Origin of the sequence: Streptomyces sp. NBC_00086 (assembly GCF_026343255.1) — a bacterium.
Classification (GTDB): Bacteria; Actinomycetota; Actinomycetes; order Streptomycetales; family Streptomycetaceae; genus Streptomyces.
On the sequence record NZ_JAPELZ010000001.1, the window covers coordinates 4,899,293 to 4,924,923 of the forward strand.

The window sequence follows — 25,631 nt, forward strand, 5'->3', positions numbered from 1 at the left end:
GGTGCTGTGTCCGAGCCCTCAGATGTCATCGACGCCGCGCCGCCTCCACCGGCGCCCGAGACCCCGCCGCCGGCCGGGCGGTCCGTCACCGCACGGGCCACCCTGGCCGGCACCGTCGTCTCGCTCCTGCTCATCGTCGCGATCGTGCTCGGCAGCAGGCTGCTGCGGGACTTCGACTCGGCCCTGCTGCCCTACGCCGTCGCCACCGTCTTCCTGGCCTTCGGCGTGGCCTACCGGTACACCGTGTGGGTCTCGGCCCCCGGCGCGCGCCGCCTGTTCAAAAAGGGCTTCGGCAGCTTCTTCTCGGCCGACAACTTCCGCAAGGCGCCCACCGCCGTGCCGAAGATGATCGCCACCTACCTGGGCTTCCAGAAGTTCCTCGGCGCCCGCTCGCGCCCCCGCTGGATCGCCCACCAGCTGATGTTCTGGGGCTGCCTGCTCGCCGCGGCGATCACCTTCCCGCTGACCTGGGGCTGGTTCACCTTCACCGGCGACAGCGCGACGGGCCCCGGGTACGAGATGCGGATCTGGGGCATCAAGGTCCTCGGCTTCAACTCGCTGAACATCCTGGGCTGGCTGATGTTCCACGGCCTGGACATCGCCGCCGTCCTCGTCATCCCCGGCGCCTCGTACTTCCTGTACCGGCGGATGAAGGACCGCGGAGCCATGACCGGCCAGCGCTTCGCCTACGACCTGCTGCCGCTGATCTGCCTGATCGTCATCTCCGTGACCGGTCTGCTGCTGACCTTCTCCTCGATCTTCCTGCACGGCGGCGGATACGAGTTCCTCGCGATCCTGCACATGGTGTCGGTGGTGTTCACCCTCATCTACATCCCGTTCGGGAAGTTCTTCCACATCGTCCAGCGCCCGGCCGCCGTCGGCATGCAGCTCTTCAAGTACACGGCCCGCCAGGACGAGCAGGTCTTCCTCTGCAAGCGCTGCGAGGAGCCCATCGACACCGCGCCCTACGTGGAGAACCTGCGCGGCACGATGAAGGACCTGAAGCTCGACTTCGACGCCTGGGCCGAGTACTGCCCGCGCTGCAAGCGGGTCCTGCGCGGCAACGCCTACCTGACCCATGTGAAGAAGGGCTTCAAGTGACCGCGACCGACCCCGCCAAGGCCGCGTCCCGGCCCGTGAGCATTTCCATCGACCCCTCCATCGCCCCGCCCGGCACCCGCAACTTCCGCGACGCCGGCGGCATCCCCGCCGACAAGTGGCACGCCGACCAGAACGGCGAGACCCTCGTCCCCACCCACTGCTGCTTCTGCGGGGTGCAGTGCGGGATGTACCTGCGCGTGGACAAGGGCGGCAAGGTCTTCGGCGTGGAGCCCCGCAACCACGACATCAACCGGATGCGGCTGTGCCCCAAGGGCATCAACGCCTACCAGCAGGTCAACCACCCCGACCGGCTGACCGCCCCGCTGATGCGGCGCTCCCGGGACGAGGAGTTCAAGGAGTGCTCCTGGGACGAGGCCCTGGACTTCACCGTCTCGGAGATCCGGCGCATCCAGGAGGCCCACGGCAACGACGCCTTCGGGCTGCTGGGCGGAGCCAGCCTGTTCTCCGAGAAGACCTACCTGGTCGGCAAGTTCGCCCGGGTCGCCCTGAAGACCAAGCACGTCGACTACAACGGCCGCCTGTGCATGGTCAGCGCCGCCGGAGCCAACAAGCTGGCCTTCGGCATCGACCGGGCCGGCAACCCCTTCTCCGACATCCTCCTCACCGACTGCCTGCTCATCGCCGGGTCGAACGTGGGGGAGTGCTTCCCCGTGATGACCCAGTACCTGTGGGGCGCACGGGACCGCGGCGCCTCGCTCATCGTGATCGACCCGCGCGAGACGGCCATCGCCCGCACCGCCGACATCCACGTCGCGATCAAGCCCGGCACCGACTCGGCCTTCTTCAACGCCGTGCTGAACGTGGTCATCTCCGAAGGCCTCACCGACGAGGCCTACATCGCGGCGAACACCACCGGCTGGGACGAGGTCAAGAAGACCGTCGCCGAGTACCCGCCCTCCCGCTCCGCGGAGATCTGCGGGGTACCGGCCTCGCAGATCGTCCAGGTGGCACGCGTCTTCGCCGGTGCGGACAAGGCCATGGCCTGGCACGCCCGGGGCATCGAGCACCACTCCCAGGGCGTCGAGAACTGCCTGTCCGTCATCAACCTGTGCGTGGCCACCGGACACATCGGCAAGCCCGGAGCCGGCTACGGCACCATCACCGGCCAGGGCAACGGCCAGGGCGGTCGCGAGCACGGCCAGAAGTCCGACCTGCTGCCCGGCGGCCGCTCCATCACCAACCCGGAGCACCGCAAGCAGATCTGCCAGATCTGGGGCATCGAGGAGTCCGAACTCCCCGGCGCCGGCACCTCCATGATGGAGATGGTCTGGCAGATGCAGCGGCGGGAGATCCGCGGGCTCATCGGCATCTGCAACAACCCCTTCGTCTCCCTCCCCAACTACGCGGTGGTCAAGGACGGCTACGACACCGCCGAGTTCCACGCCCAGTTCGACTTCTTCCTCTCCGAGACCGCGGCCAACGCCCACGTGGTCTTCCCCGTCACCACCTGGGCCGAGGACGAGGGCGTGATGGCCAACGCCGAGGCCCGCGTGGTCAAGCACAACAAGGCCCAGGAACCCCCCGCCGGGGTGCGGACCGACACCTGGGTCATCTGCGAGCTCGCCCGGCGGCTCGGAGCCGGGAAGCACTTCGACTTCCCCGGCTCCCGCGAGGTGTTCGAGGAGCTGCGCGTCGCCTCCGCCGGCACGGTCAACGACTACTACGGCATCACCTACGAACGCCTCGACGAGACGGGCGGGATCGTCTGGCCCTGCCCCTCCACCGAGCACCCGGGCACCCCCCGGCTGTTCGAGGACGGCCGGACCTACCACCCCGACGGCAAGATCCACATGCAGGTCGTGGAATGGCATCCGCCCATGGACGCCTACACCGAGGAATTCCCCCTCTCCCTCACCACCGGCCGCACCGTCGCGCACTTCCTCTCCGGCAACCAGACCCGCCGCCTGGGCGCCCTCGTCGAGCAGACCCCCCGCCCCTGGGTGGAGGTCCACCCCTCGCACGGCTTCCGCAACGGCGAACCGGTCCGGGTGGTCACCCGGCGCGGCAGCGAGGTGTTCCCGGCCCTGGTCACCGAGGCGATCCGGCCCGACACCGTCTTCATCCCGTACCACTGGCCCGTCCCGACGTCCGCGAACGCCCTGACCATCGACGCCCTCGACCCCCGCTCGAAGATCCCCGAGTACAAGGTCTGCGCCGCCCGGATCGAGGCCGCCGAGCGGGTCGACGAGGTCCCCGCCCCGCCCACCCCGCCGGGGCGCGAGGCCTATCCGGAAGCCCAGGTCTCCCGCACCGACCCCCTGCCCCCCACGTCCCCGCAGGGCCGTGGCACGGCGGAGAGGAGCTGACCCGCCATGATGGGCCGCACGATCTTCATCGACCCGGGTCGCTGCATCGGCTGCCAGGCGTGCGTATCGGCCTGCCGCGAGTGCGATTCGCACCGCGGCAAATCGATGATCCACCTGGACTACACCGAACCCGGCATGTCCGTCGCCTCCCTCCCCAGCGTCTGCATGCACTGCGAGGACCCGGTCGCACCCTGCGCCGAGGTCTGTCCCGCCGACGCGATCCTGGTGACCGCCGACGGGGTGGTCCAGCAGGCCGACACCACCCGCTGCATCGGCTGCTCCAACTGCGTCAACGCCTGCCCCTTCGGCATCCCGAAGATCGACCTCCAGGCGAAGCTGCAGATGAAGTGCAACCTCTGCTACGACCGCACCGCCTACGGCCTCGCCCCGATGTGCGCGACCGTCTGCCCGACCGGGGCCCTCTTCTACGGAACCCTCGAAGAGCTCCAGGCGGAGCGCCCCGGCGTGCAGGTCGCCGACTCCTTCGTCTTCGGCGACGTCGTCGTCCAGACCGGCGTGGCCATGGTCGTCCCCGCCGACAAGGTCCAGTGGCCCGTCCCCGGCGGCCTGCCCGTCGTCGAGATCAACGGAAGGGACGTCCGATGAGCGTCACCGAGCAGCCCCCTCCGCACCCAGGGCGTCAGGGCGACGGTCATGCGGACGGCGGGGCGGCCGCCGACGCCGCGATCGAGCAGCTGCGCGACCGGATCAGCGCCGATTCCCTGACCACCCGCCGTGATTACCTGCGGATCGTCGCCACCGTCTCCGGAGGCCTGGCCATCGGCGGTGTCGGCGTGGCCGCCGGCATCCTGCACCGGCACGGCGACAACGAGGGCCTGCCCGATCCGAAGAAGGTCGCCGACCTGCTGCCCCCCGGCCAGTCCGTGGCCTTCAGGTTCCCGGGCGAGGAGGACCGGGCCCTGGCCGTGCGCCTCGGGGACGGCTCCCTCGTGGGCTACTCCGCCGTCTGCACCCACCTGGCCTGCGGGGTGCTGTGGCGCGAGGACCGGGGCCCCGACGGGGAGCTGTACTGCCCCTGCCACGAGGGTGTCTTCGACGCCCGCACCGGCGAGGTGACGGCCGGTCCGCCGCCGCGCCCGCTGCCGAAGATCTACCTGACCGAGCAGGCCGACGGCAGTGTCTGGGCCGTGGCCACCGCACGGTCGGGAGAGCCGGCCAAGGACGCGCTCTGCCGGCAGTTCGGCGACTCCCACCCGGCCGAGTCCGCCCGCCTGGGCTGCCCCGGCTCGGCCCGGGCGAGCACCACCGAGAGGAGGCCCACATGAGCGAGACACCGCTGCCGCCCCGCCCGGAGTACCACCCGGGCAGCGACCAGCCCCGGCTCAACCGCCCGGTGCGCGAGCGGTACCCGCAGATCCGCTCCACCAGCGGGTACGGGGACCCCCGGGTCCGGAGCACGGGCCCGGGACCGGGAGCCGGCACCGAGCAGGAGCCCGAGCGCTCCTCACGGCTCAACGCGCGCCTCACCCTGGCCCTCACGGTCGTGATCGGCCAGCTCTGGGCACTCACCGTGACCGTCAACGAGTGGATGAAGGGAAACACCGGAACGGCCTGGTGGGGAGCGGGATTCCTGATCCTGTCCTTCCTCGTCGTGATCGGACTGTGGCTCCTCGACCCGAAGGACCGATGACCATGTCGATACCCACGCCGACTCCGCCGGCGCCCCGCAGCCACCGCGCCGAGAGCTACAAGCCCGGCGCCACCATCGCCGACTGGCGGCCCGAGGACGAGGGTTTCTGGCAGTCCAAGGGCCACCGGGTCGCCCAGCGCAACCTCTGGGTCTCGATCCCGGCCCTGATGCTCGGCTTCGTGGTCTGGCAGGTCTGGTCGGTGACCGTGGTCAGGCTGAACGACGTCGGCTTCGGTTTCTCGAAGTCGCAGCTGTTCTGGCTGACCGCCATCCCCGGCATCACCGGCGGCACCTTCCGGATCCTCTACACCTTCATCGGGCCGATGTTCGGCGAGCGGAAGTTCACCGCCTTCAGCACGATCATCCTGATCGCGCCGATGCTGTGGCTGGGCTTCGCGCTCCAGGACACCGGTACGCCGTACTGGGAGCTGGCCCTGATTGCGGCCGTGTGCGGCATCGGCGGCGCGAACTTCGCCTCCTCGATGGCGAGCATCGGCTTCTTCTTCCCCAAGCGGGAGAAGGGCAGCGCCAACGGCCTCAACGGCGGGCTCGGCAACCTCGGTGTGAGCGTGGTCCAGCTGGTCGCCCCGCTGGTGGTCACCGCCGCCGTGCTGGGTGCCCCCGCCGGCGGCCCGCAGCGCGACGCGAAGAAGAACACCGACGTCTGGCTGCAGAACGGCGCCTTCCTCTGGGTGCCGCTGCTGGTCATCATGGCCCTGGCCGCCTGGTTCCTGATGAACGACCTGAAGGTGGCCGCGGCCCCCTTCAGCCAGCAGAAGATCATCTTCAAGCGCAAGCACAACTGGCTGATGACCTGGCTCTACGTCGGCACCTTCGGGTCCTTCATCGGCTTCGCGGCCGCCCTGCCGCTGCTGATCAAGAACAACTTCGAGGGGCAGGGCTACCAGGCCACCACCTACGCCTGGATCGGCCCGTTCATCGGGGCCCTCACGCGCTGGGGCGGCGGCTGGCTCTCGGACAAGATCGGCGGAGCCAGGGTCACGATCCTGTCCTTCGTCGGCATGGCGGCGGCCCTCGTCGTGGTCATCTTCGCGCTTCCGGCCGGAGGCCAGGAGGGCAACTTCTGGCCCTTCTACATCGGCTTCCTGGTGGCCTTCGCCTTCTCCGGCCTGGGCAACGGCTCGACCTTCCGGCAGATCCCGGTGATCTTCCGGGACCACCACATGAAGCAGGCCGAGGGCAAGGGTCCCGAGGCGCAGGCCGCGGCGCTGAAGCAGTCGGAGATGGAGTCGGGAGCCGTCACCGGCTTCTCCTCGGCCATCGCCGCCTACGGCTTCTTCTTCATCCCCGCGATGTTCGCGGCCATGGCCGTCACCAACGCACTGTGGATCTTCATCGGCTTCTACGCCACGTGCCTGGTGGTCTGCTACTGGTTCTACGCCCGCAAGGGCGCCGAGGCTCCCAGCTGAGCGGGGCCGGTGGCGGGGGCGGCCGTACCCTGGAGGCATGAGCGACGCCCCCGCCACCGACCCGCACGCCCCGAAGTCCGCACGGCCGGAGCCCGCGGCCGAGTCCCAGCCGCAGCCGAAGGACCGGCCCAAGCCGCGGCTGGACTTCGGAGACCCGCTGGACCAGCAGTCCTCGGACGACACCGACCGGGGCTGGGGCGAGCGGCCGCCCGCCGGCGGAAGCGCGGCCGACCTGGCCCGCTTCCTCGACGAGAAGCCCCCGCACCACGTCTGACCGCGGAGCCCGCCTAGAGCCGGGGGCTCGGGGCGTCGGGGTGGACGTTCCCGCCACCCGCGCCGCGCTGGGCGATCAGCTCGTCGCGGATCTCCTTGAGGACCACCAGCTCGGTGATCTCCATGGTCTCCTGGACGCCTTCCTTGGCCTTGCGGCGCGCCTCCTGCCGGGCGAGGTACTTCGACATCGGCAGCACCATGAGGAAGTACACGACCGCGGCGGTGATCAGGAAGGTCAGCGCGGCGTTGAGCACGGAGCCCCAGAGGAGCTCCACGCCCGTCGGCTTGCCGTCCGTGCCGACCCCGCAGGGTTCCTTGATGCAGGTCTTGTAGGCGTCCAGACTCTGCGTGCCGACGAGGCCGATCACCGGGCTGATGAGGCCCTTCACGACAGAATTCACGATGTTCGTGAACGCGGCGCCGATGACCACGGCCACCGCCAGGTCGACCACGTTGCCGCGCATCAGGAAGGCCTTGAAGCCTTCCAGCACGCTCACCTTCTTCTTCTCGCTCACCACTGAGCCTTTCTTCGTATCTGCCGAACATGGAGCCAACGGTTCCGAAAGCTACGGCAGTTTGGGTCATGGGTGTCCAATCGACCCTCCCCCCACGGTGACTTGTCCGCACGTTCGTACGATTCAACACAACGTCACCGCCAGTCGGGAAACGGTCCCCGCCCCCACGAGAGCCCGCGCGGTGTCCCGGGGAACGGACAGCACCACCAGCGCCCCGCCGTCCCCAACGCCCGGCTCCGGAGCGGGTACTTCGGCGACCCGGGCCCCCGCCGCCACCACCCGGGGCGGCCCGCCGCGCTCCGAGGCGACCACGTCCACCCGGTCCCCGGGCCGCAGCAGCCGCACCGTCGCCGCGTCCGCGATGCGCACCGGCGCCGACACCAGCCGCACCGCCGCCGGAGGCGGCTGCGCCGCGGGCGGTGCGGAGCCCCGCGAGGCCCGCGCCTCGGTGCCGCCCACCGCCAGTACGGCCGCCACGACGGCCAGCCCGGCCGCCGCCCCGCGCCGCCGGCGCCGCACCGCCCTGCGCAGCCGGTCCCCGGCCCGCCCCACGCGGAGCGGGGCGAAGAGGGGAACGGAGCGCGCGGGGGGACACGGAGCGGAAGAGGGGTGCCGGGGGACGGGGGAGGCGCGCACCGGGGTGTGCGTATGGGGTGAGGAGAGGGAGGAGAGGGAAGGGACGCGGGAGTTCGCGGTCATGACGGCCACCACCTGAGGGAGTGTTCCGGGGTCCGGAGCCCGGACCCAGCGCCCGGACGTCCCTCACGATCCGCCGTCCCGCCGGATCCCGCTCGGCCCTGTGGAGGATCCCCAGCTTGTGGATATCCCTCTCGCCCGCAGGAGTTACCGCCCCACCGCGATCCTCCGAAGCGCCGCCACCGGATCCGCGGCCCGGGTCACCGACCGCCCCACCACGACGTGCGAGGCCCCGGCCGCGAAGGCGGCCCACGGGGTGTCGGCGCGGGCGTGCCCGCCCGGCTCCCCGCCCGGCAGCGTCACCCCCGGCGTGACGATCAGCCGGTCCGGCCCCAGGAGCTTGCGCAGCGCCCCGGCCTCCCGGGGCGATCCGACGACCCCGTCGCAGCCGGCCTCCGCCGCCAGCCGGGCCAGCCGCAGCACCTGTTCGTCGGTTCCCGTGCCGATCCCGATGTCGGCGAGGTCGCTCCCGCTCATGCTCGTGACCACCGTCAGCGCCAGCACCCGTAGCCCGGGGAACTCCCGCGCCGCGTCCACGGCGGCCGCCATGATGCCCGTACCGCCCATGGAGTGCACGGTCACCACGGACACGCCCAGCGCGCCCGCGGCGCGCACGGCGCCGGCCACGGAGTTCGGGATCTCGAAGAGCTTCAGGTCGAGGAAGACCTCGTGGCCCTGCCCGACGAGCCCGCGGACGAGGTCGGGCCCGGCGGCGGTCAGCAGCTCCAGCCCGACCTTGTAGAACCCGCAGGCGCCACCGAGGCGTGCCACCAGGGCCTCGGCGGCGTCGAGGTCGCCGAAGTCGAGGGCGACGATGATCCGGGGGTCGGCGGTGTCGTTCACCCCGCCAGTGTGAGGGGCGGCTACGGCAGCTCGATGCCCAGGTCCCAGCCGTCGTGGGCGTGGGTGCACAGGCAGGCGCGGGACCCGGTCGGGGGCAGGGCGGCCACGGCGTCGAAGAGGACCTCGCGCAGGCGCCCGACGTTCTCGCCGAAGACCTTGAGGACCTCCGTGTGGGAGACCCCTTCGCCCGTCTCCGCGCCCGCGTCCAGGTCCGTGACCAGCGCCATCGAGGTGTAGCAGAGCCCCAGCTCGCGCGCGAGGACCGCCTCGGGGTGGCCCGTCATGCCGACCACCGACCAGCCGGCCGCGGCGTGCCAGCGGGACTCGGCGCGCGTGGAGAAGCGGGGCCCCTCGATGACGACCATGGTGCCGCCGTCGACCGGCTCCCACTCGCGCCCGCGCGCCGCGGCCAGCGCCACGGAGCGGCCCACCGGGCAGTACGGGTCGGCGAAGGTGGTGTGCACGACGTTGGGGACGGAGCCGTCCGGGAGCGGCTCGCCGTCGAAGAAGGTCTGGGCGCGGGACTTCGTACGGTCGACCAGCTGGTCGGGGACGAGCAGGGTGCCCGGGCCGTACTCGGAGCGCAGGCCGCCCACCGCGCAGGGACCGAGCACCTGGCGGACGCCCACGGAACGCAGCGCCCACAGGTTGGCCCGGTAGTTGATCTTGTGCGGCGGCACGGTGTGGCTGCGGCCGTGCCGGGGCAGGAAGGCCACGGTCCGGCCGGCGAGCTCGCCGAGGTAGAGGGAGTCGCTGGGGGGCCCGTAAGGCGTCTCCACCTGGATCTCGGAGACGTCCTCCAGGAAGGAGTAGAAGCCCGATCCGCCGATGACACCGATCTCTGCATTCACCATGCGGACCACCCTAACGGGGCACGCCCGAGGCCCCGCTGTCCCATGGGGACGGCAGGGCCTCGGATGAAGCTATGCAGCTGGTGAAGCCTTGGAGCGCGTCAGGCGGCCGACGAGCTCGACGACGACGAGGAGGTCGAGGTCGAGGACGACGAAGCCGTCGAGGACGAGGACGACGAAGCGGCCGGGGCGGTGGCCGGCGTCGACGCGGGCTTCGAGGCAGGGGTGCTGCTCGACGAAGCGCCGCGGCTGTCGTTCCGGTAGAAACCGGATCCCTTGAAGACGATGCCGACCGCGGAGAACACCTTCTTCAGGCGTCCGTCACAGCTCGGGCACACGGTCAGCGCGTCATCGGTGAACTTCTGCACGGCCTCAAGGCCCTCACCGCACTCGGTGCACTGGTACTGGTAGGTCGGCACGAATTTCCTCCTGGCACTCTCACTCAATGAGTGCTAACGACGCTCCATGGTGACGTATTCCGGCGGATCAGTCCACCGTCACCGGCACGCGGTGACCCAGACCACGCTCGTTCACGCCCGCGGCGGGTGCCGCGGAGGTGGCCGAGGCGGCCGGCTTGGACGAGCTGACGATCCGACTCGGGGCCTTCGGGGCCAGCTTCGCACGCAGGGCCAGCAGGATGGCCAGAGCGAGCGCGGTGGCCACCATCGGCACGAGGAACCCGTACGAGGACCCGTGCGCGTCCGTCAGGCGGCCGGCCAGGGTCACGGCGCCGGCCTGCCCGAAGGCGACGCCGCCGGTGAGCCAGGTGAAGGCCTCGGTCCGCGAGGTGGCCGGGATCAGCTTCTCGATCATGGTGTAGCCGGTGATCAGCGCGGGGGCGATGCACAGGCCGACGACCAGGCCGAGCGCGCCGAGCAGGATCATCGAGTTCGCGGCCCACAGGACCGAGGCGGCCGCGGTGAGGCCGATGTAGCCGAGGATCAGGCGGCGGCGCGGGCCGATCTTCCAGGCGATCGCGCCGCAGGCGATGCCGGCGATCATGTTGCCCGCGGCGAAGACGCCGTAGAGCAGACCGTTGGCGCCCGGGTTGCCGATCTCCTCGGAGAAGGCGGCGAGCGAGACCTGCATGCCGCCGAAGACGGCGCCGATGCCGATGAAGGCGACGATCAGGACGCGCAGTCCGTGGAAGGACAGGGCCGGAGCGTGCTTCTCACCGTGCGCCGGGCGGGCGACGGGCTTGGGCTGCGTGGCGCGCTGGGCGGCGAAGAGCAGGCCGCCGATCAGGGTCAGCGCGGCCTCGGTGACCAGGCCGGCCGCCGGGTTGATGCCGGTGCACAGCGCGGTGGCGAGCACCGGGCCGACGACGAAGGTGAACTCGTCGGTGACGGACTCGAACGCGGCGGCCGTCGGCAGCAGCGGGGAGCCTTCGAGCTTGGCCGCCCAGCGGGACCGGACCATGGGTCCGACCTGCGGGACGGATGCACCGGCGGGGACGGCCGCCAGTGCGAGCGCCCAGACGGGCGCGCCCAGCAGCGCGAACGCCACCAGGGAGCTGACGGCGGTGGCGTGCACGAGGGCCACCGGGACCAGGACGGCGCTCTGGCCGTGGCGGTCGATGAGCTTGCCCATGACCGGGGCGAACACGGCCATGGAGATACCGGTGAAGGCGGCGACGATGCCGGCGCTGCCGTAGGAACCGGTGGTGTGCTGGACGAGCAGCAGGATGCTGATCGTCAGCATGCCGAAGGGGAGTCGCGCGGCGAATCCCGGGAGAACGAAGCCGAGGGCGCCGGGCGTGCGCAGGAGCTGCCCGTAGCCGGGTCGGCTGGACTTGGCGGACTTGTCGGTCGTGACCGCGGATGTCACGGCCTGGCCTTTCCGCTGCCTGGTAGAACTCCCCGTCTGCGGACGATGCGGCGCCTTGTGAGCGATCGCACCCGTACATGTGGGAGACCCGAGAGCTGTCCTCTTGCGCAAAACCGAGTGATACCTGGGCGCCCACTGCGGGAGGGTGCCACGGCCGCTTTGCGGTCGCGCCAGCTCTGCGTCAGGCAGAGTTGGTTCGATGTGTTGTTCCTTAATCGTACAGGCAGATCGACCGATACGCCCTGTGATTCGGGCGACAGGGCGTATCTTCACCTGCGATTAACTGGAACTTCGCATTCAGACCCCACGTAAACAGGGGTGAATCCGGGCAAAAGTCGTCGAAAATGCAGAATTAGAGCGCCGCTCTAACCCTTCCCGGAGCGCTTGCCAGGGCCCTTGCCGGTGCTCTTGCCCGTGCCCTTGCCGGTGCTTTTGGCCTTCCCGGCCGCGCCCACGGCGCCGTCCCCGCCGGTCCCCAGCCAGCCCGCCAGCTTGCCGCCCCGGGCCACCGCCCGCAGCCGCGCCTCCGCCGCGTCCCGCACCGGGTCCGTGGCCACCACCAGCAGCTCGTCCCCGCGCCGCAGCACGGTCGACGGCGCCGGTACGAAGCTGCGCGCGTCCCGTACGACCAGCGTGACGGAAGCCCCGGGCGGCAGCCGAAGCTCGCTCACCTCGACGCCGTGCATCCGCGAGGCGGGCGGGATCGCGAAGGACAGCAGGTGTCCGCGCAGCTTTTCCAGCGGCGCCGACTCGATCCCCAGGTCGGAGGCGGCCTCGTCGTTGTTGCCCAGCTTCAGCTTGCGCGCGAGCCAGGGCAGGGTCGGGCCCTGGACCAGGGTGTAGACGACGACCAGGACGAAGACGATGTTGAAGACCCGCTCGCTGCCCTCGATCCCGGACACCATGGGGATGGTCGCCAGGATGATGGGCACGGCCCCGCGCAGGCCCGCCCAGGACATGAGCGCCTGCTCCTGCCAGGGCAGCCGGAAGGGCAGCAGCGAGACGAAGACCTCCAGCGGCCGGGCCACCATCGTCAGCACCAGCCCGATGATCACCGCCGGCCAGAAGTCGTGGACCAGCTCGTGCGGGGTGACCAGCAGGCCGAGCAGGACGAACATGCCGATCTGGGCGATCCATCCGAGCCCGTCCGCGAAACCCCGGGTGGCGGGCCAGTGGGGGAGCTTCGCGTTCCCGAGCACCATCGCCGCCAGGTACACCGCGAGGAAGCCGGAGCCGTGGGCCATCGCGCCGGCCGCGTACGCGGTGATCGCGATGGCCATCACGGCGATCGGGTAGAGGCCCGAGGCGGGCAGTGCCACGTGCCGCAGCCCGTACGAGCCCAGGAAGCCCACGGCCAGGCCGATGGCGACGCCGATCGCCAGTTCCAGCGCGATCTTGCCGAGGAGGACGTACCACTGGTCGACCGGCCCGACGGTCGCGAAGGCCACGACCAGGATGACCACGGGGGCGTCGTTGAAGCCGGACTCGGCCTCCAGCACACCCGTGATCCGGGAGGGGAGCGGGACCTTGCGCAGGACCGAGAAGACGGCCGCCGCGTCGGTCGAGGAGACGACCGCGCCGATCAGCAGGGCTTGCCGCCATTCGAGGCCGACCAGGTAGTGCGCGCCCGCCGCGGTCACGCTCACGCTGACGGCGACGCCGACCAGCGACAGCACGATCGCGGCCGGCAGGGCCGGCTTGATCTCTTTCCACTTCGTACCCAGACCGCCCTCGGCGAGGATCACCACGAGGGCCGCATAGCCGATCACCTGGGTCAGCTCGGCGTTGTCGAATACGACGTTGCCGATGCCGTCCTGGCCTATCGCGATGCCTATGCCGAGGTAAATGAGCAGGCTGGGGAGTCCGCTGCGCGAAGAGACGCGCACCGCCGCCACGGCGACGAGCAGCACGAGCGAGCAGACCAGCATGAGCTCATTGAGCGTGTGGACAGTCAGCGGGCGGCCCTTTCCTCGATGTGCCAGGCGACGGCGGAACGGCGGACGTCGGACTGACGGATCGTTCCGGCGCGAGCACGGTCGGCAAGTACTTCGTTACCTTACCTAATCTTTGGCTCGCCCTTTACTCATTAGCCACATTGTGAAACGGCTGCGGGGCCCTGTCCTCATGACCCCTCGTCACGAGCCGCGGCAGGGGGCGGGGCAGGGGGGCGGACCACGAGCCCGACCCCTGGCGGATCACCCCGGGCGGTCCTGCGCCTATGGTTGCTCCCAGCACTCCCAGGACCACCCTGCCCCTCTAAGGACAGCGATGCCCGCCAACGAAACCGCCCCTTCCGTCAAGAAGAAGGGACGACGCGCCCGTCTGATCGTGCTCGTCCTGGTACTGGCGCTCTTCGCTGGCCTCGGGTACGGGGCGTACTGGAGCGTGGACAGCGTGCGGGCCTCGTTCCCGCAGACCACCGGCTCCCTCAAGGTGCCCGGCCTGACCGGGACCGTCGACGTCAAGCGCGACGCCAACGGAATCCCCCAGCTGTACGCCGACTCCGACGAGGACCTCTTCCGCGCGCAGGGCTTCGTCCACGCGCAGGACCGGTTCTGGGAGATGGACGTACGCCGCCACATGACCTCCGGGCGGCTCTCCGAGATGTTCGGCGCCGGCCAGGTCGAGACGGACGCCTTCCTGCGCACGCTCGGCTGGCGCCAGGTCGCGCAGCAGGAGTACGACACCAAGCTGGCGCCCGAAACGAAGAAGTACCTCCAGGCCTACGCCGACGGGGTCAACGCGTACCTGAAGGGGAAGTCCGGCAAGGACCTCTCCGTCGAGCACGCCGCCCTCAAGCTCAGCGACGCCTACGCGCCCGAGCAGTGGACCCCGGTCGACTCGGTGGCCTGGCTCAAGGCGATGGCCTGGGACCTGCGCGGCAACATGCAGGACGAGATCGACCGCGCGCTGATGACGGGCAAGCTCTCGCAGGCGCAGATCGACGAGCTCTACCCGCCGTACCCCTTCGACCGGAACCGTCCGATCGTCGAGGGCGGCACCGTCAAGGGCGGGAAGTACGCCCCCGCGGCCGGTCCCGGCTCCGGCAGCCCCGTGAGCTCCGGCGGGCGCGGAAGCACCACCGGCTCCCAGGTCTCCACCCAGACCGCCGGCGAGACCGGCCTGGCCGGCAACGCCACCGCCCAGGGCGCCACCGTGGGCCTGCGCACCTCGCTGAGCGCGCTGGCCGACACCCTCGACACGATCCCCGCGATCCTCGGCCCCGCCGGCAGCGGCATCGGCTCGAACTCCTGGGTCGTGGCGGGCAGGTACACGACCACCGGCAAGCCGCTGCTCGCGAACGACCCGCACCTCTCGCCGCAGCTGCCCTCGGTCTGGTACCAGATGGGCCTGCACTGCCGGGCGGCCTCGGCCTCGTGCAAGTACGACGTGGCCGGCTACACCTTCTCCGGCATGCCGGGCGTGATCATCGGCCACAACGCCGACATCGCCTGGGGCATGACCAACCTCGGCGCCGACGTGACCGACCTCTTCCTGGAGCAGGTCAAGCCCGAGGGCTACGTCTACGACAACAAGGTGCTCCCCTTCGCCACCCGCGAAGAGGTCATCAAGATCGCCGGCGGCGGTGAGAAGAAGATCACCGTCCGGTCCACCAACAACGGCCCGCTGATCTCCGACCGCAGCGACGAGATCTCCACGGTCGGCGCCCGCGCCCCCGTGAGCAGCGCCGCCCCGGACCGCGGCAACGGCTACGGGGTCTCCCTGCGGTGGACCGCGCTGGACCCCGGCAAGTCGATGGACGCCGTCTTCTCGATCAACCGGGCCAAGAACTTCCAGGAGTTCCGTGCGGCGGCCCGCGACTTCGAGGTCCCCTCGCAGAACCTGATCTACGCGGACAACAAGGGGGCCACGGGCAACATCGGCTACCAGGCCCCCGGCCGCATCCCGATCCGCGGCGCCGGCGCGGACGGCAGGATGCCGACCCCGGGCTGGGACTCCAAGTACGCCTGGAAGGGCGGCAAGGACGGCAGCGCCGGCTACGTCCCGCAGGACGAGATGCCGTGGGTGTACAACCCCGACCGCGGCTTCATCGTGACCGCCAACCAGGCCGTCACCGAGAGCGGCACCGGCGCGGGCAAGTACCCGTACCTGCTGACCACCGACTGGGGCTACGGCGCCCGCAGTCAGCGGATCAACGACCTCATCGAGGCGAAGATCAAGGACAGCGGGAAGATCTCCACCGACGACATGCGCACCATGCAGATGGACAACAGCAGCGAGATCGCCGCGCTGCTGACCCCGATGCTGGCCAAGATCAACGTCTCGGACCCCGACGTCCGCTCCGCGCAGAAGCTGCTGGAGGGCTGGAACTACACCCAGGAGCCCGACTCGGCGGCCGCCGCGTACTTCAACGCGGTCTGGCGCAACATCCTCAAGCTGGCCTTCGGCGACAAGATGCCCAAGGAGCTGCGGGTCGAGGGCAGTTGCATGAACGTCCCCGAGCAGACCACCGGACCGGCCGACGACCTCGCCAAGATGGTCCGCGAATGCGGTGAGCGCGCCTCCGACTCGGCGCAGCCGGACGGCGGGGACCGCTGGTTCGAGGTGGTGCGCCGCCTGGTCAAGGACGAGGACTCGCAGTGGTGGAAGTCGCCCGCCGTGGGCCGCACCGTGGCCGCCACCACCAACCGCGACCAGCTCTTCGCGCGGGCCATGAAGGACGCCCGCTGGGAGCTGACCGCCAAGCTCGGCAAGGACCAGTCGACCTGGAGCTGGGGCCGGATGCACCAGCTGATGCTGAAGAACCAGACGATCGGCACCGAGGGCCCCGGCTACCTCCAGTGGCTCCTCAACCGCGGCCCCTGGAACCTGGGCGGCGGCGAGGCCACCGTCAACGCGACCGGCTGGAACGCCTCCAGCGGGTACGGGGTCACCTGGGTGCCCTCGATGCGGATGGTCGTGAACCTCGCCGACTTCGACAAGTCCCGCTGGATCAACCTGACGGGCGCCTCGGGGCACGCGTACCACGACCACTACACGGACCAGACGAAGCTGTGGGCCGACGGCGAACTGCTGGACTGGCCCTTCGGGAAGGACGCCGTGGGCAAGGCCACGGTCGACACCCTGACCCTCCAGCCCGAGGGTTCGTGAGCCGGGTCCAGGCCGGCTAGGCGCCGAAGCGGAGCACCCCCGACGGGGTGGCCACCGCTCGTACGGGGTGGTCGTGCGGTTCCTCCGGGACCCGCGCGACCACCTCGTCGTCGTAGAGCAGCACGACCAGCGCGGGATGCGCCCCGGCGCGCTCCAGCCGCTCCAGCACCCGGTCGTACGAGCCTCCGCCCCGGCCGAGCCGCATCCCCCGCCGGTCCACGGCCAGTCCGGGCAGCAGTACGGCGTCGGCGCCGGTCACCGCGTCCGGGCCGAGGCGGGGACCGGTGGGCTCCAGGAGCCGCATCTTCCCCGGGTGCGCGGCCTCGGCCAGGCTCCAGGGGCCTTCGTACGCGGCCCAGTCGAGGTCGTTGTCGGGCAGCAGGACGGGCAGCAGCACGCGGATGCCTGCCGCCCGGAGGGCGTCGAGCAGCTCGCGGGTGCCGGGTTCGGAGCCGATGGAGACGTAGGCGGCCACGGTGCGGGCGGCGGCGAGTTCGGGCAGTTCCAGGGCGGAGCGGGAGAGGGCTCGGGCCGCGGTGCGCAGGGTGTCGGCGGACAGGGTGCGGCGGGCCGCGAGGAGTTCGCGGCGCAGGTCCGCCTTGGCCGTCGACGGCTGGTTCTCTGTCACGGTTGGCTCGTATCCCTTTCTATGGGGGTAAACCTGATCATGTTCATCTGAATCTCACGTGGCCCTCATCGCGAACCACTATCGTTCCGCCCATGACTCAGTTGCACCCCGTGATCAAAAAGGCTGTCATCCCGGCCGCGGGCCTCGGCACTCGGTTCCTTCCCGCTACCAAGGCGACGCCCAAGGAAATGCTCCCTGTGGTGGACAAGCCGGCCATCCAGTACGTCGTCGAGGAGGCGGTCTCGGCCGGCCTCGACGACATTCTCATGATCACGGGCCGTAACAAGCGTGCTCTCGAAGACCACTTCGACCGCAACTACGAGCTGGAGTCGGCGCTCATCGCCAAGGGCGACGACGACAAGCTCAAGAAGGTCCAGGAATCCAGCGACCTGGCGACCATGCACTACGTCCGCCAGGGCGACCCCCGGGGCCTCGGCCACGCCGTGCTGTGCGCCGAGCCGCACGTGGGCGACGAACCCTTCGCCGTCCTCCTCGGCGACGACCTCATCGACCCCCGCGATCCGCTGCTGCGCCGGATGACGGAGATCCAGCAGAGGTCCGGCGGCACCGTCGTCGCGCTGATGGAGGTCGACCCCTCCCAGGTGCACCTGTACGGCTGCGCCGCCGTCGAGCCCACCGACGAGTCGGACGTGGTCCGCATCACCGGTCTGGTGGAGAAGCCGGACGCCGCGGACGCGCCCAGCAATTACGCGGTCATCGGACGATACGTCCTCGATCCGGCGATCTTCGGCATACTGCGTGAGACCGAGCCGGGCCGCGGCGGTGAGATCCAGCTGACCGACGCCCTGCAGAAGCTGGCCGCCGACGAGACCGTCGGGGGCCCGGTGCACGGCGTGGTCTTCCGGGGCCGCCGCTACGACACCGGGGACCGCGGGGACTACCTGCGGGCCATCGTCCGACTCGCGTGCGAGCGTGAGGACCTGGGCCCGGAGTTCCGCACCTGGCTTCACCATTACGTCACGGAGGAGATGTAGGAACTTGAGCAAGCCCGACGCACCGCAGGACGGCCACTCCCAGCGCCTCTGGTCGGTGGACGAGCACCTGGCGGACGTCCTCGGTACGGTCCGGCCGCTGGAGCCCATCGAGCTCCAGCTGCTGGACGCCCAGGGCTGCGTCCTCGTCGAGGACGTCACCGTGCCCGTCGCCCTGCCGCCCTTCGACAACAGCTCGATGGACGGGTACGCCGTCCGGACCGCCGATGTCCAGGGCGCCAGCGAGGAGTTCCCCGCGGTGCTGACGGTCATCGGGGACGTGGCGGCCGGCGACGGCGAGCTGCCGACCGTGGGCCCCGGCCAGGCCGCCCGCATCATGACCGGCGCCCCGCTGCCCCCCGGCGCGGAAGCCGTCGTACCGGTCGAGTGGACCGACGGCGGCACGGGCGGCGGCGCCGCCACCGGAATGACCCCCGCCAGCGAGTCGCCCGAGGGCGCCGCCGGCGAGGTACGGGTCCACCGGCCCGCCGAGGCACGCGCGCACGTCCGCGCCCGCGGCAGCGACGTACAGGCCGGTGACCTCGCGCTCGCCGCGGGCACCGTCCTCGGGCCGCCGCAGATCGCCCTGCTGGCCGCCATCGGGCGGGGCACCGTACGGGTGCGTCCGCGCCCGCGCGTGGTCGTCCTGTCCACCGGCAGTGAACTGGTCCAGCCCGGCGAGGCCCTCACGGCCGGCACGATCTACGACTCCAACAGCTTCGCCCTGGCCGCCGCGGCGCGGGACGCCGGGGCCATCGCCTACCGGGTCGGAGCCGTCGCCGACGACGCCGACACCCTGCGCTCCACCATCGAGGACCAACTCATCCGGGCCGACCTGCTGGTCACCACCGGAGGGGTCAGCGTCGGCGCGTACGACGTGGTCAAGGAGGCCCTCACGGCCGTCTCCACGGGCGATGACGAGGTCGACGGCGCCGGCATCGACTTCCGCAAGCTCGCCATGCAGCCCGGCAAGCCCCAGGGCTTCGGCACCATCGGCCCCGACCACACCCCGCTGCTGGCCCTGCCCGGAAACCCGGTCTCCTCCTACGTCTCCTTCGAGCTGTTCGTGCGCCCCGCGATCCGAGCCCTCATGGGCCTGCCCGCCTCCGAGGTCAGCCGCCCGAGCGTGCGCGCGGTGCTCGAGGCGGACAAGGCGATCGGCTCCCCGGCGGGTCGCCGGCAGTTCCTGCGCGGCAAGTACGACGCGGAGTCCGGCACGGTCAGCCCGGTCGGCGGAGCGGGCTCGCACCTGATCGCCGCGCTGGCGCACGCCGACTCGCTGATGGTCGTACCGGAGGACGTCACCTCGGTGGAGCCCGGGGCCGAGCTGGAAGTGGTCCTGCTCGGCTGAGGTCCGGCGGATGCGGGTAGCGTGTTGCACCACACAGGCCCTTGCGGGGCCCGGACGGGAGCGGCACGCAGATATGAGTACGCAGAGCAGCGCCGGCGGCCCCGCCGGCACCAGGCTGACGCACATCGACGAGGCCGGCGCGGCCCGGATGGTCGACGTCTCGGCGAAGGACGTCACCACCCGGACGGCGCGGGCCAGCGGCCGCGTGCTCGTCTCTCCCCGGGTCATCGAACTGCTGCGGGGCGAGGGCGTGCCCAAGGGCGACGCCCTCGCCACCGCGCGGATCGCCGGGATCATGGGGGCGAAGAAGACCCCCGACCTGATCCCGCTGTGCCACCCGCTGGCCGTCTCCGGGGTGAAGGTGGACCTGAAGGTCACCGACGACGCCGTCGAGATCCTCGCCACCGTCAAGACCGCCGACCGTACGGGCGTCGAGATGGAGGCGCTGACCGCCGTCGCGGTCGCCGGGCTCACCGTCATCGACATGGTCAAGGCCGTCGACAAGGGCGCGGTCATCACCGACGTGCGGGTCGAGGAGAAGACGGGCGGCAAGTCCGGCGACTGGGCGCGCTCGTGAACGCCCCGCGCGGCGGCGAGGTCCACAGCCACGCCCACGCCCCTGCCCGGGAGGCGGACCCGGTGACGGCGGGAGCCCCCGTGCCGCGCGCACTGGTGGTCACGGCCTCGAACCGTGCCTCGCAGGGCGTGTACGCGGACAAGGGCGGCCCGGTGCTCGCCGAGGGCCTGCGCGCGCTCGGCTTCGCGGTGGACGGCCCGCGCGTGGTCCCCGACGGCGACCCCGTGGAGGCGGCCCTGCGCGAGGGCGTGGCCGCCGGGTACGACGTCATCCTGACCACCGGCGGCACCGGCATCTCGCCGACCGACCGGACCCCCGACGCCACCGCCCGGGTACTGGACTACGAGATCCCGGGCATCCCGCAGGCCATCCGGGCCGAGTCCCTGGCGAAGGTGCCCACCGCGGCCCTGTCCCGGGGCCTGGCGGGCGTCGCCGGACACACCCTGATCGTGAACCTGCCCGGTTCCACGGGCGGGGTCCGCGACGGGATCGCGGTCCTGTCCCGGGTCCTGCTGCACGCCGTCGACCAGATCCGCGGCGGCGACCACCCTCGTCCCGAGGGCAGACCGCCGGGGAGCGCGAGCTGAACGGCCCCACCTGGCCGGTGGTGCTGGCGGACGGCGATGTCACGCTCCGGCCGATAAGGCTGCGGGACCAGGCCGCCTGGCGCGAGGTCAACCGCCGCAACCGCGACTGGCTCCGGCCGTGGGAGGCGACCATTCCGCCGCCCGCGCCCTGGGGGCCGGTGATCCAGCGGCCGACGTACCGCCAGATGGTGCGCCACCTGCGGGCGGAGGCGAACGCGGGGCGCATGCTGCCGTTCGTCATCGAGTACCAGGGCCGCCTGGTGGGCCAGCTGACGGTCGCCGGGATCACCTGGGGCTCGATGTGCGCGGGCCACGTCGGCTACTGGGTGGACCGGGACGTGGCGGGCCGCGGCGTGATGCCGACGGCGGTCGCGCTGGCGGTGGACCACTGCTTCGCCAAGGTCGGGCTGCACCGGATCGAGGTGTGCATCCGGCCGGAGAACGGTCCGAGCCGGCGGGTGGTGGAGAAGCTCGGCTTCCGCGAGGAGGGACTGCGCCCGCGGTACCTGCACATCGACGGGGCCTGGCGCGATCACCTCGTGTACGCGCTGACTACGGAGGAAGTGCGCGAGGGGCTGTTGCACCGCTGGCACCGCGAACGTCATCCGCACGGTCCCGACACGCCGCCCGGACAATAGGAATCCGATATCTGTTCGAATTCCTTCGCTCAATGACCGATTCGCCCATAACCTGATCCGAAGAATCACAAAAAAAGTCCGTGATATCAGCGAGATCGTGCGACACGCCGTCCCAATTGGCGGATCCGCCCGGCCGCGCCCCTCTACGGTGTGGGGTGTGAGCAGCAGCGGCCTCATCTACGCAGTCATTGTCGGGGCCTGGGCCGCCTACTTGGTGCCCATGTGGCTCCGGAGGCAGGACGAGCTGAACGAAGCCCGTCCGACGGAACGCTTCTCCACCGCCATCCGGCTGCTTTCCGGCCGGGCGGGAATGGAGCGCCGTTACGCCAAGGGACTGCGTGAGCGCGGTGACGAGGAGGCGCAGCCCCAGCCCCCCGCGGACCCGGACGCCGCGACGGAAACGGTGAAACCCGTGGACGCCGCCGACGCCCGGGCGGTCGTCGTGCCCCCGCCGACCCGGTCCGAGCCGAGATCGGCCGCCTCCGAGCGGGCCGACCGCGCGGAGCGGGCCCGCCGCGAGCAGCGCCTGGTCGTCCTGGCCCGCCGCCGGCGCACCACCGCGCTGCTCTTCCTGATCTTCACCCTCGGCGCGGTGTCCGCCGCCGTCGGCGGACTCCAGTACCTGTGGGCCCCGGCCGTGCCCGCCCTGCTGCTGAGCACGTACATCGTGCACCTGCGGGTCCAGGAGCGACGCCGCTACGAGTTCACGATGGACCGGCGGCGCGCCGAGGCGGCCGCCCGCCACCTGCGCGAGAACCGCCCGCGCCGCCGCCACTCCGAAGATGCCGCCGCGGCCGGCTCCGACCCGGACCCCGCGCCACCCGTCTCCCCGCAGGAGGCCGGCCGGCGCGCCCTGGTCGAGCAGACCGACCACGCGGAGTGGGTGGACCAGCAGCGCGAGCGCGAGCGCGGCCCCGCCCGCGGTGACAGCTGGGAGCCCGTCCCGGTGCCGCTGCCGACGTACGTGACGGCCCCGGTCGCCCCGCGCGCCACCGGTCCGGCCACCCCGGACCCCTGGAGCGCGGCCCGCTCCAGCACGGCCGAGCCGACCGAACCCCGCCTGCGCGCCCAGCCGGCGCCCCCGTCGACCCCGTCGCCGCGGCACCGTCCGCGCGACGCGGCCCGTACCCCCCTCTTCGACCAGTACGAGGGCGACGAGCGCCCGCGCGCCGCGAACGAGTGATCGATGACCTGCGCGGACGCTCCCCGATACCGGTTTTGGAGCACCCGCGAGGGGATGCTAATGTTTCACACGTCGCAAGGGCCTGTGGCGCAGTCTGGTAGCGCACCTCGTTCGCATCGAGGGGGTCTGGGGTTCAAATCCCCACAGGTCCACAAACGACAGTTCACGGGTTGCTCCCGGGAACGTCATGAGATCCCGTCCGGTCGGAAGACCGGGCGGGATTTTTTGCGTTCGGGTCAGGAATCGCTTCCGGAGCCGCCGCCGCCGAAGCCGCTGAAGTCGCCACCGCTGCCGCAGCTTCCGCTGCCGTCGCGGTCCAGGGCCGGGGGGCGGGGCCTGAGGCGGTCCAGGACCGTCGGGGTGCGGGTGCCGGTGATCAGGCCCCGCAGCAGCCGGTCCTCGATGGCGGAGGGGCCCTGGAGGACGTACGCGGGGTGCGCGGCCGCCGACTTGGCCTCGGCGAGCAGCAGGCGGCCGGCGCGGGTGGGGCGGTGGCGGAAGCGGGTGAGGAGACCGAGGGCGCGGAGCCGGCGCCCGATCTCCGCGGTCTCCGGGGCCCCGCGCACGGCCGCGATCGCGGCAGGGACGCCGCGCCCGCGCGAGCAGAACGCCGTGAGCACCGCTTCGACCGGGTGACGGGCGGGCGGTGCGGGCGCGGTCGCGCGGACGCGGGGGCCGGTGATGGTCAGCGCGCCGAGGTCGCGCAGGGCGATCAGCGCGGTTTCGGCGACGCGTTGGGGTCCGCCGGCCAGGTGGGCCAGTTCGTAGACGCTCGGATCCGTGCGCATGGGCCCCCCGTTGGGTCATGGTGACGTCCTCGGCCCAGTGTGGGCGCGGTGCCCGGCGGATGGACCGTGGTGGTGGGGAGTTCAGAGGCAGATCTGAGGTTCCGGGCCGAGCGGGCCGGGCCGGGGGGCCGACCCGAGGGGTCCGGGCCGGGGGGATCCGGATCAGGCTTCCGGGTTCAGGGGCTTCGTCATGCAGCGGCTGGAGTCGTGGAAGCGGTAGTGCCCGAACTTGGCGTCCGTCAGGGTGTAGCCCTCGGAGAGGTAGAGGGCGATGGCCTCCGGCTGCTGGTCGCCGGTTTCCAGGGCCATGCGCACGCGGCCGGCCGCGCGGGCGTCCGCTTCGAGGGCGGCGAGGATGCGGCGGGCCAGGCCCAGGCCGCGGGCCTCGGGGACCACGTACATGCGCTTCAGCTCGGCGTCGCCGTCGGCGTAGCCCTCGTCGTTCGCCTCGTGGCCGCGCCAGCCGCCGCTGGCGATCGGGGTGCCCGAAGCGTCGTAGGCGAGGAGGTAGAGGCCCCTCGGCGGGGCGAACATCGCCGGGTCGAGGAAGGTTTCGTCGCCCTCGCCCTCGTAGCGCTCCTGGTATTCGATCTGCACTTGGTCGTTGAGCTTGACCGCGTCCGGGTCGTCGTACGACACGGCGCGGAGCTGGATCTCCTGAGACATCCGAACAGCCTACGGAACGCTCCGGCTATCGTGCAGGGATGTTCTCTGTGACCTCCGTGAATGTGAATGGGATCCGCGCCGCCGCCAAGAAGGGGTTCTCCCCGTGGCTCGCCGGGTCCGACGCCGACGTCGTCTGCCTGCAGGAAGTGCGGGCCGAGGAGGGGCAGATTCCGGACGAGGTGCGGGCGCCCGAGGGGTGGCACACCGTGTTCGCGCCGGCCGCCGCCAAGGGGCGGGCCGGGGTCGCGCTCTACACGCGGCGGGAGCCGGAGCGGGTGCAGGTCGGATTCGGGAGCGAGGAGTTCGACGACAGCGGGCGGTACCTGGAGATCGACCTGCCGGGTGTGACCGTCGCCAGCCTCTACCTGCCCTCCGGGGAGGCCGGGACCGAGAAGCAGGACGAGAAGTACCGGTTCATGGGCGAGTTCCTCACCTACCTGCAGGAGCTCAAGGTGCGGGCCGCCGCGGACGGCCGGGAGGTCGTCGTCTGCGGTGACTGGAACATCTGCCACCAGGAAGCCGACCTGAAGAACTGGAAGACCAACCGGAAGAACGCCGGCTTCCTGCCCGAGGAGCGGGAGTGGCTCGGGCAGGTGTACGACACCGCCGGGTACGTGGACGTGGTGCGGAGCCTGCACCCGGACACCGAGGGGCCGTACTCCTGGTGGTCCTACCGGGGGCGGGCCTTCGACAACGACGCCGGCTGGCGCATCGATCTGCAGGTGGCGACGCCGGGGCTGGCCGCCAAGGCCGTCAAGGCGTTCGTGGAGCGGGCCGAGACGCACCCCGAGCGGTGGTCCGACCACGCGCCCGTGACCGTGGTCTACGAGCTCGGCGTCTGAGGGGACGAGGGCAGGGCGGGGCCCGCCGCCGGCGGGCGGAGGCGGTCCATGGACATCGTGAGTTCCGCCTCGACCACGCTCTTGGCCAGGGGGCGCAGGCGCGGGACCGCTTCCTCCGAGATGTGCGTGGAGATCAGGTCCGTGAACAGGGCCGCCATCGCGTCCGTGTGCTCGCGGACCAGGCGGCCCGCCTCCAGAACGGCCGAGAGCGGTACGCCCTCCCGGACCAGGGCCGAGGAGACGTCCAGGAGCCGGCGGCTGACGTGGACGATCTCCTCGCCGTCGGTGGCGAGGTAGCCGAGGTCGAGCGAGGCCGCCAGGTTCTCCGGGGTGACCTCGCCCTCGAAGTAGTCGGCGAGGGCCTCGGGCGTCAGGCGGACCGGGGTCTCCTCGGACCAGCCGATGCCCAGCAGCTCACCCAGCTGGCCCACGTCGCGGCCGTTTTCGAAGGCGACGGTCAGCTCGGCTATCCCGCCGAGGGTGTGGCCGCGGTCCAGCAGGGCGGCGATGGTGCGCAGCCGGGAAAGGTGCTGGTCGTCGTACCAGGCGATGCGGCCCTCGCGGCGTGGCGGCGGCAGGAGCTTGCGCTCACGGTAGAAGCGCAGGGTGCGTACGGGTATGCCGGCGGCCTCGGCCAGCTCTTCCGTGCGGTATTCGCGCACTGTGGTCCCTGCTCCCGTGATTCGCGCTGCGTTGTCAGGCACGTGGGCAGCCTAGGGCGTACTCCCGGTAACTTTCCCGGCGCGACCCCTA

The 25,631-nt window shown here is 71.3% G+C and carries 26 protein-coding genes and 1 tRNA gene; 16 read left to right on the forward strand and 11 right to left on the reverse strand.

Features of this window, described 5'->3' with window-relative positions:
• The first annotated feature begins 6 nt into the window (after positions 1–6).
• The 7 genes from OG276_RS22120 to OG276_RS22150 are packed head-to-tail and all read left to right on the forward strand — an operon-like array spanning position 7 to position 6,783.
• Positions 7–1,101, forward strand: coding sequence for an MFS transporter (locus OG276_RS22120; protein ID WP_266907992.1), 1,095 nt, complete (start codon positions 7–9; stop codon positions 1,099–1,101).
• Positions 1,098–3,428, forward strand: coding sequence for a molybdopterin oxidoreductase family protein (locus OG276_RS22125; protein ID WP_266907994.1), 2,331 nt, complete (start codon positions 1,098–1,100; stop codon positions 3,426–3,428). The genes OG276_RS22120 and OG276_RS22125 overlap by 4 nt, the downstream gene beginning before the upstream one ends.
• 6 nt (positions 3,429–3,434) lie before the next feature.
• Entirely contained in the window at positions 3,435–4,034 is a 600-nt protein-coding gene (locus tag OG276_RS22130) for a 4Fe-4S dicluster domain-containing protein (RefSeq protein WP_243335392.1), read from the forward strand.
• Positions 4,031–4,714, forward strand: coding sequence for a ubiquinol-cytochrome c reductase iron-sulfur subunit (locus tag OG276_RS22135; protein WP_266907996.1), 684 nt, complete (start codon positions 4,031–4,033; stop codon positions 4,712–4,714). Before OG276_RS22130 ends, OG276_RS22135 begins: the two co-directional genes overlap by 4 nt.
• Positions 4,711–5,079, forward strand: a complete 369-nt coding sequence (locus OG276_RS22140; RefSeq protein WP_266907998.1) for a DUF6755 family protein — start codon at positions 4,711–4,713, stop codon at positions 5,077–5,079. Before OG276_RS22135 ends, OG276_RS22140 begins: the two co-directional genes overlap by 4 nt.
• A gap of 2 nt (positions 5,080–5,081) precedes the next feature.
• On the forward strand, positions 5,082–6,509 hold the full coding sequence (locus tag OG276_RS22145) for a NarK family nitrate/nitrite MFS transporter (RefSeq protein WP_266908000.1): 1,428 nt from the start codon (positions 5,082–5,084) through the stop codon (positions 6,507–6,509).
• Between the two features lie 37 nt (positions 6,510–6,546).
• The gene (locus OG276_RS22150) at positions 6,547–6,783 is read left to right on the forward strand and encodes a hypothetical protein (protein ID WP_266908002.1); all 237 of its coding nucleotides are present in this window, start codon (positions 6,547–6,549) and stop codon (positions 6,781–6,783) included.
• 13 nt (positions 6,784–6,796) lie between these two features.
• On the opposite strand, the gene mscL is transcribed toward OG276_RS22150, so the two are convergent.
• From mscL to OG276_RS22185, 7 genes are all read right to left on the reverse strand, one after another.
• Positions 6,797–7,300: a large conductance mechanosensitive channel protein MscL gene (gene mscL / locus OG276_RS22155; RefSeq protein ID WP_266908004.1), complete on the reverse strand. Its 504-nt coding sequence runs from the start codon at positions 7,298–7,300 to the stop codon at positions 6,797–6,799.
• Between the two features lie 120 nt (positions 7,301–7,420).
• Positions 7,421–7,996, reverse strand: coding sequence for a hypothetical protein (locus OG276_RS22160; RefSeq protein ID WP_266908006.1), 576 nt, complete (start codon positions 7,994–7,996; stop codon positions 7,421–7,423).
• A 144-nt stretch (positions 7,997–8,140) separates the two neighbouring features.
• Positions 8,141–8,836: an orotidine-5'-phosphate decarboxylase gene (gene pyrF, locus OG276_RS22165; RefSeq protein WP_266908008.1), complete on the reverse strand. Its 696-nt coding sequence runs from the start codon at positions 8,834–8,836 to the stop codon at positions 8,141–8,143.
• A 20-nt stretch (positions 8,837–8,856) separates the two neighbouring features.
• Positions 8,857–9,690, reverse strand: coding sequence for an S-methyl-5'-thioadenosine phosphorylase (locus OG276_RS22170; protein ID WP_266908010.1), 834 nt, complete (start codon positions 9,688–9,690; stop codon positions 8,857–8,859).
• Between the two features lie 98 nt (positions 9,691–9,788).
• Positions 9,789–10,106 (reverse strand): FmdB family zinc ribbon protein, encoded by a 318-nt coding sequence (locus OG276_RS22175; RefSeq protein WP_266908012.1) that lies wholly within the window; start codon positions 10,104–10,106, stop codon positions 9,789–9,791.
• 67 nt (positions 10,107–10,173) lie between these two features.
• Positions 10,174–11,514, reverse strand: coding sequence for an MFS transporter (locus tag OG276_RS22180; protein WP_266908014.1), 1,341 nt, complete (start codon positions 11,512–11,514; stop codon positions 10,174–10,176).
• A gap of 365 nt (positions 11,515–11,879) precedes the next feature.
• Entirely contained in the window at positions 11,880–13,442 is a 1,563-nt protein-coding gene (locus OG276_RS22185; RefSeq protein WP_266908016.1) for a potassium/proton antiporter, read from the reverse strand.
• 340 nt (positions 13,443–13,782) lie between these two features.
• Between OG276_RS22185 and OG276_RS22190 the strand changes: the two genes are divergently transcribed.
• Positions 13,783–16,626: a penicillin acylase family protein gene (locus OG276_RS22190; RefSeq protein ID WP_266908018.1), complete on the forward strand. Its 2,844-nt coding sequence runs from the start codon at positions 13,783–13,785 to the stop codon at positions 16,624–16,626.
• Positions 16,627–16,642: 16 nt separating this feature from the next.
• Here the strand turns inward: OG276_RS22190 and OG276_RS22195 are convergent, their stop codons facing one another.
• Positions 16,643–17,254, reverse strand: a complete 612-nt coding sequence (locus tag OG276_RS22195; RefSeq protein WP_266908020.1) for a 5-formyltetrahydrofolate cyclo-ligase — start codon at positions 17,252–17,254, stop codon at positions 16,643–16,645.
• Positions 17,255–17,346: 92 nt separating this feature from the next.
• Between OG276_RS22195 and galU the strand changes: the two genes are divergently transcribed.
• The 7 genes from galU to OG276_RS22230 all read left to right on the forward strand — a co-directional run bounded on the left by galU (position 17,347) and on the right by OG276_RS22230 (position 22,734).
• Entirely contained in the window at positions 17,347–18,249 is a 903-nt protein-coding gene (gene galU, locus OG276_RS22200; protein ID WP_266908022.1) for a UTP--glucose-1-phosphate uridylyltransferase GalU, read from the forward strand.
• Positions 18,250–18,253: 4 nt separating this feature from the next.
• Positions 18,254–19,597 carry a gephyrin-like molybdotransferase Glp gene (gene glp / locus OG276_RS22205; RefSeq protein WP_266908024.1) on the forward strand — a complete coding sequence of 448 codons (1,344 nt, stop codon included), beginning with the start codon at positions 18,254–18,256 and terminating at the stop codon, positions 19,595–19,597.
• 73 nt (positions 19,598–19,670) lie between these two features.
• Positions 19,671–20,174, forward strand: a complete 504-nt coding sequence (gene moaC, locus OG276_RS22210; protein WP_266908026.1) for a cyclic pyranopterin monophosphate synthase MoaC — start codon at positions 19,671–19,673, stop codon at positions 20,172–20,174.
• 62 nt (positions 20,175–20,236) lie between these two features.
• Positions 20,237–20,761 carry a molybdenum cofactor biosynthesis protein B gene (locus OG276_RS22215; protein ID WP_266913002.1) on the forward strand — a complete coding sequence of 175 codons (525 nt, stop codon included), beginning with the start codon at positions 20,237–20,239 and terminating at the stop codon, positions 20,759–20,761.
• 17 nt (positions 20,762–20,778) lie between these two features.
• Entirely contained in the window at positions 20,779–21,399 is a 621-nt protein-coding gene (locus tag OG276_RS22220) for a GNAT family N-acetyltransferase (protein ID WP_266908028.1), read from the forward strand.
• 157 nt (positions 21,400–21,556) lie between these two features.
• On the forward strand, positions 21,557–22,582 hold the full coding sequence (gene glpR, locus OG276_RS22225; RefSeq protein ID WP_266908030.1) for a gephyrin-like molybdotransferase receptor GlpR: 1,026 nt from the start codon (positions 21,557–21,559) through the stop codon (positions 22,580–22,582).
• Positions 22,583–22,660: 78 nt separating this feature from the next.
• Positions 22,661–22,734 (forward strand) — tRNA-Ala (locus OG276_RS22230).
• 84 nt (positions 22,735–22,818) lie between these two features.
• On the opposite strand, the gene OG276_RS22235 is transcribed toward OG276_RS22230, so the two are convergent.
• Both OG276_RS22235 and OG276_RS22240 read right to left on the reverse strand, forming a co-directional pair.
• On the reverse strand, positions 22,819–23,370 hold the full coding sequence (locus OG276_RS22235) for a TIGR04222 domain-containing membrane protein (protein ID WP_266908032.1): 552 nt from the start codon (positions 23,368–23,370) through the stop codon (positions 22,819–22,821).
• A 162-nt stretch (positions 23,371–23,532) separates the two neighbouring features.
• Positions 23,533–24,036, reverse strand: a complete 504-nt coding sequence (locus OG276_RS22240; RefSeq protein WP_266908034.1) for a GNAT family N-acetyltransferase — start codon at positions 24,034–24,036, stop codon at positions 23,533–23,535.
• Between the two features lie 38 nt (positions 24,037–24,074).
• Here OG276_RS22240 and OG276_RS22245 point away from each other — a divergent pair, with 38 nt between their 5' ends.
• Complete coding sequence (locus OG276_RS22245; RefSeq protein ID WP_266908036.1) at positions 24,075–24,878, forward strand: exodeoxyribonuclease III; 804 nt, start codon at positions 24,075–24,077, stop codon at positions 24,876–24,878.
• Here the strand turns inward: OG276_RS22245 and OG276_RS22250 are convergent.
• Entirely contained in the window at positions 24,860–25,582 is a 723-nt protein-coding gene (locus OG276_RS22250) for a MerR family transcriptional regulator (RefSeq protein WP_266908038.1), read from the reverse strand. The genes OG276_RS22245 and OG276_RS22250 overlap by 19 nt on opposite strands.
• Positions 25,583–25,631 lie beyond the last annotated feature (49 nt).

Bases quoted from the DNA above. Each gene is read 5' to 3' on its own strand.
- OG276_RS22185 (WP_266908016.1), bottom strand. From the start codon at position 13,442: ATGCTGGTCTGCTCGCTCGTGCTGCTCGTCGCCGTGGCGGCGGTGCGC.
- OG276_RS22170 (WP_266908010.1), bottom strand. From the start codon at position 9,690: ATGGTGAATGCAGAGATCGGTGTCATCGGCGGATCGGGCTTCTACTCC.
- OG276_RS22130 (WP_243335392.1), top strand. From the start codon at position 3,435: ATGATGGGCCGCACGATCTTCATCGACCCGGGTCGCTGCATCGGCTGC.
- OG276_RS22235 (WP_266908032.1), bottom strand. From the start codon at position 23,370: ATGCGCACGGATCCGAGCGTCTACGAACTGGCCCACCTGGCCGGCGGA.
- OG276_RS22145 (WP_266908000.1), top strand. From the start codon at position 5,082: ATGTCGATACCCACGCCGACTCCGCCGGCGCCCCGCAGCCACCGCGCC.
- OG276_RS22245 (WP_266908036.1), top strand. From the start codon at position 24,075: ATGTTCTCTGTGACCTCCGTGAATGTGAATGGGATCCGCGCCGCCGCC.
- OG276_RS22150 (WP_266908002.1), top strand. From the start codon at position 6,547: ATGAGCGACGCCCCCGCCACCGACCCGCACGCCCCGAAGTCCGCACGG.
- OG276_RS22240 (WP_266908034.1), bottom strand. From the start codon at position 24,036: ATGTCTCAGGAGATCCAGCTCCGCGCCGTGTCGTACGACGACCCGGAC.
- OG276_RS22160 (WP_266908006.1), bottom strand. From the start codon at position 7,996: ATGACCGCGAACTCCCGCGTCCCTTCCCTCTCCTCCCTCTCCTCACCC.
- OG276_RS22140 (WP_266907998.1), top strand. From the start codon at position 4,711: ATGAGCGAGACACCGCTGCCGCCCCGCCCGGAGTACCACCCGGGCAGC.
- moaC (WP_266908026.1), top strand. From the start codon at position 19,671: ATGAGTACGCAGAGCAGCGCCGGCGGCCCCGCCGGCACCAGGCTGACG.
- galU (WP_266908022.1), top strand. From the start codon at position 17,347: ATGACTCAGTTGCACCCCGTGATCAAAAAGGCTGTCATCCCGGCCGCG.
- OG276_RS22135 (WP_266907996.1), top strand. From the start codon at position 4,031: ATGAGCGTCACCGAGCAGCCCCCTCCGCACCCAGGGCGTCAGGGCGAC.
- OG276_RS22190 (WP_266908018.1), top strand. From the start codon at position 13,783: ATGCCCGCCAACGAAACCGCCCCTTCCGTCAAGAAGAAGGGACGACGC.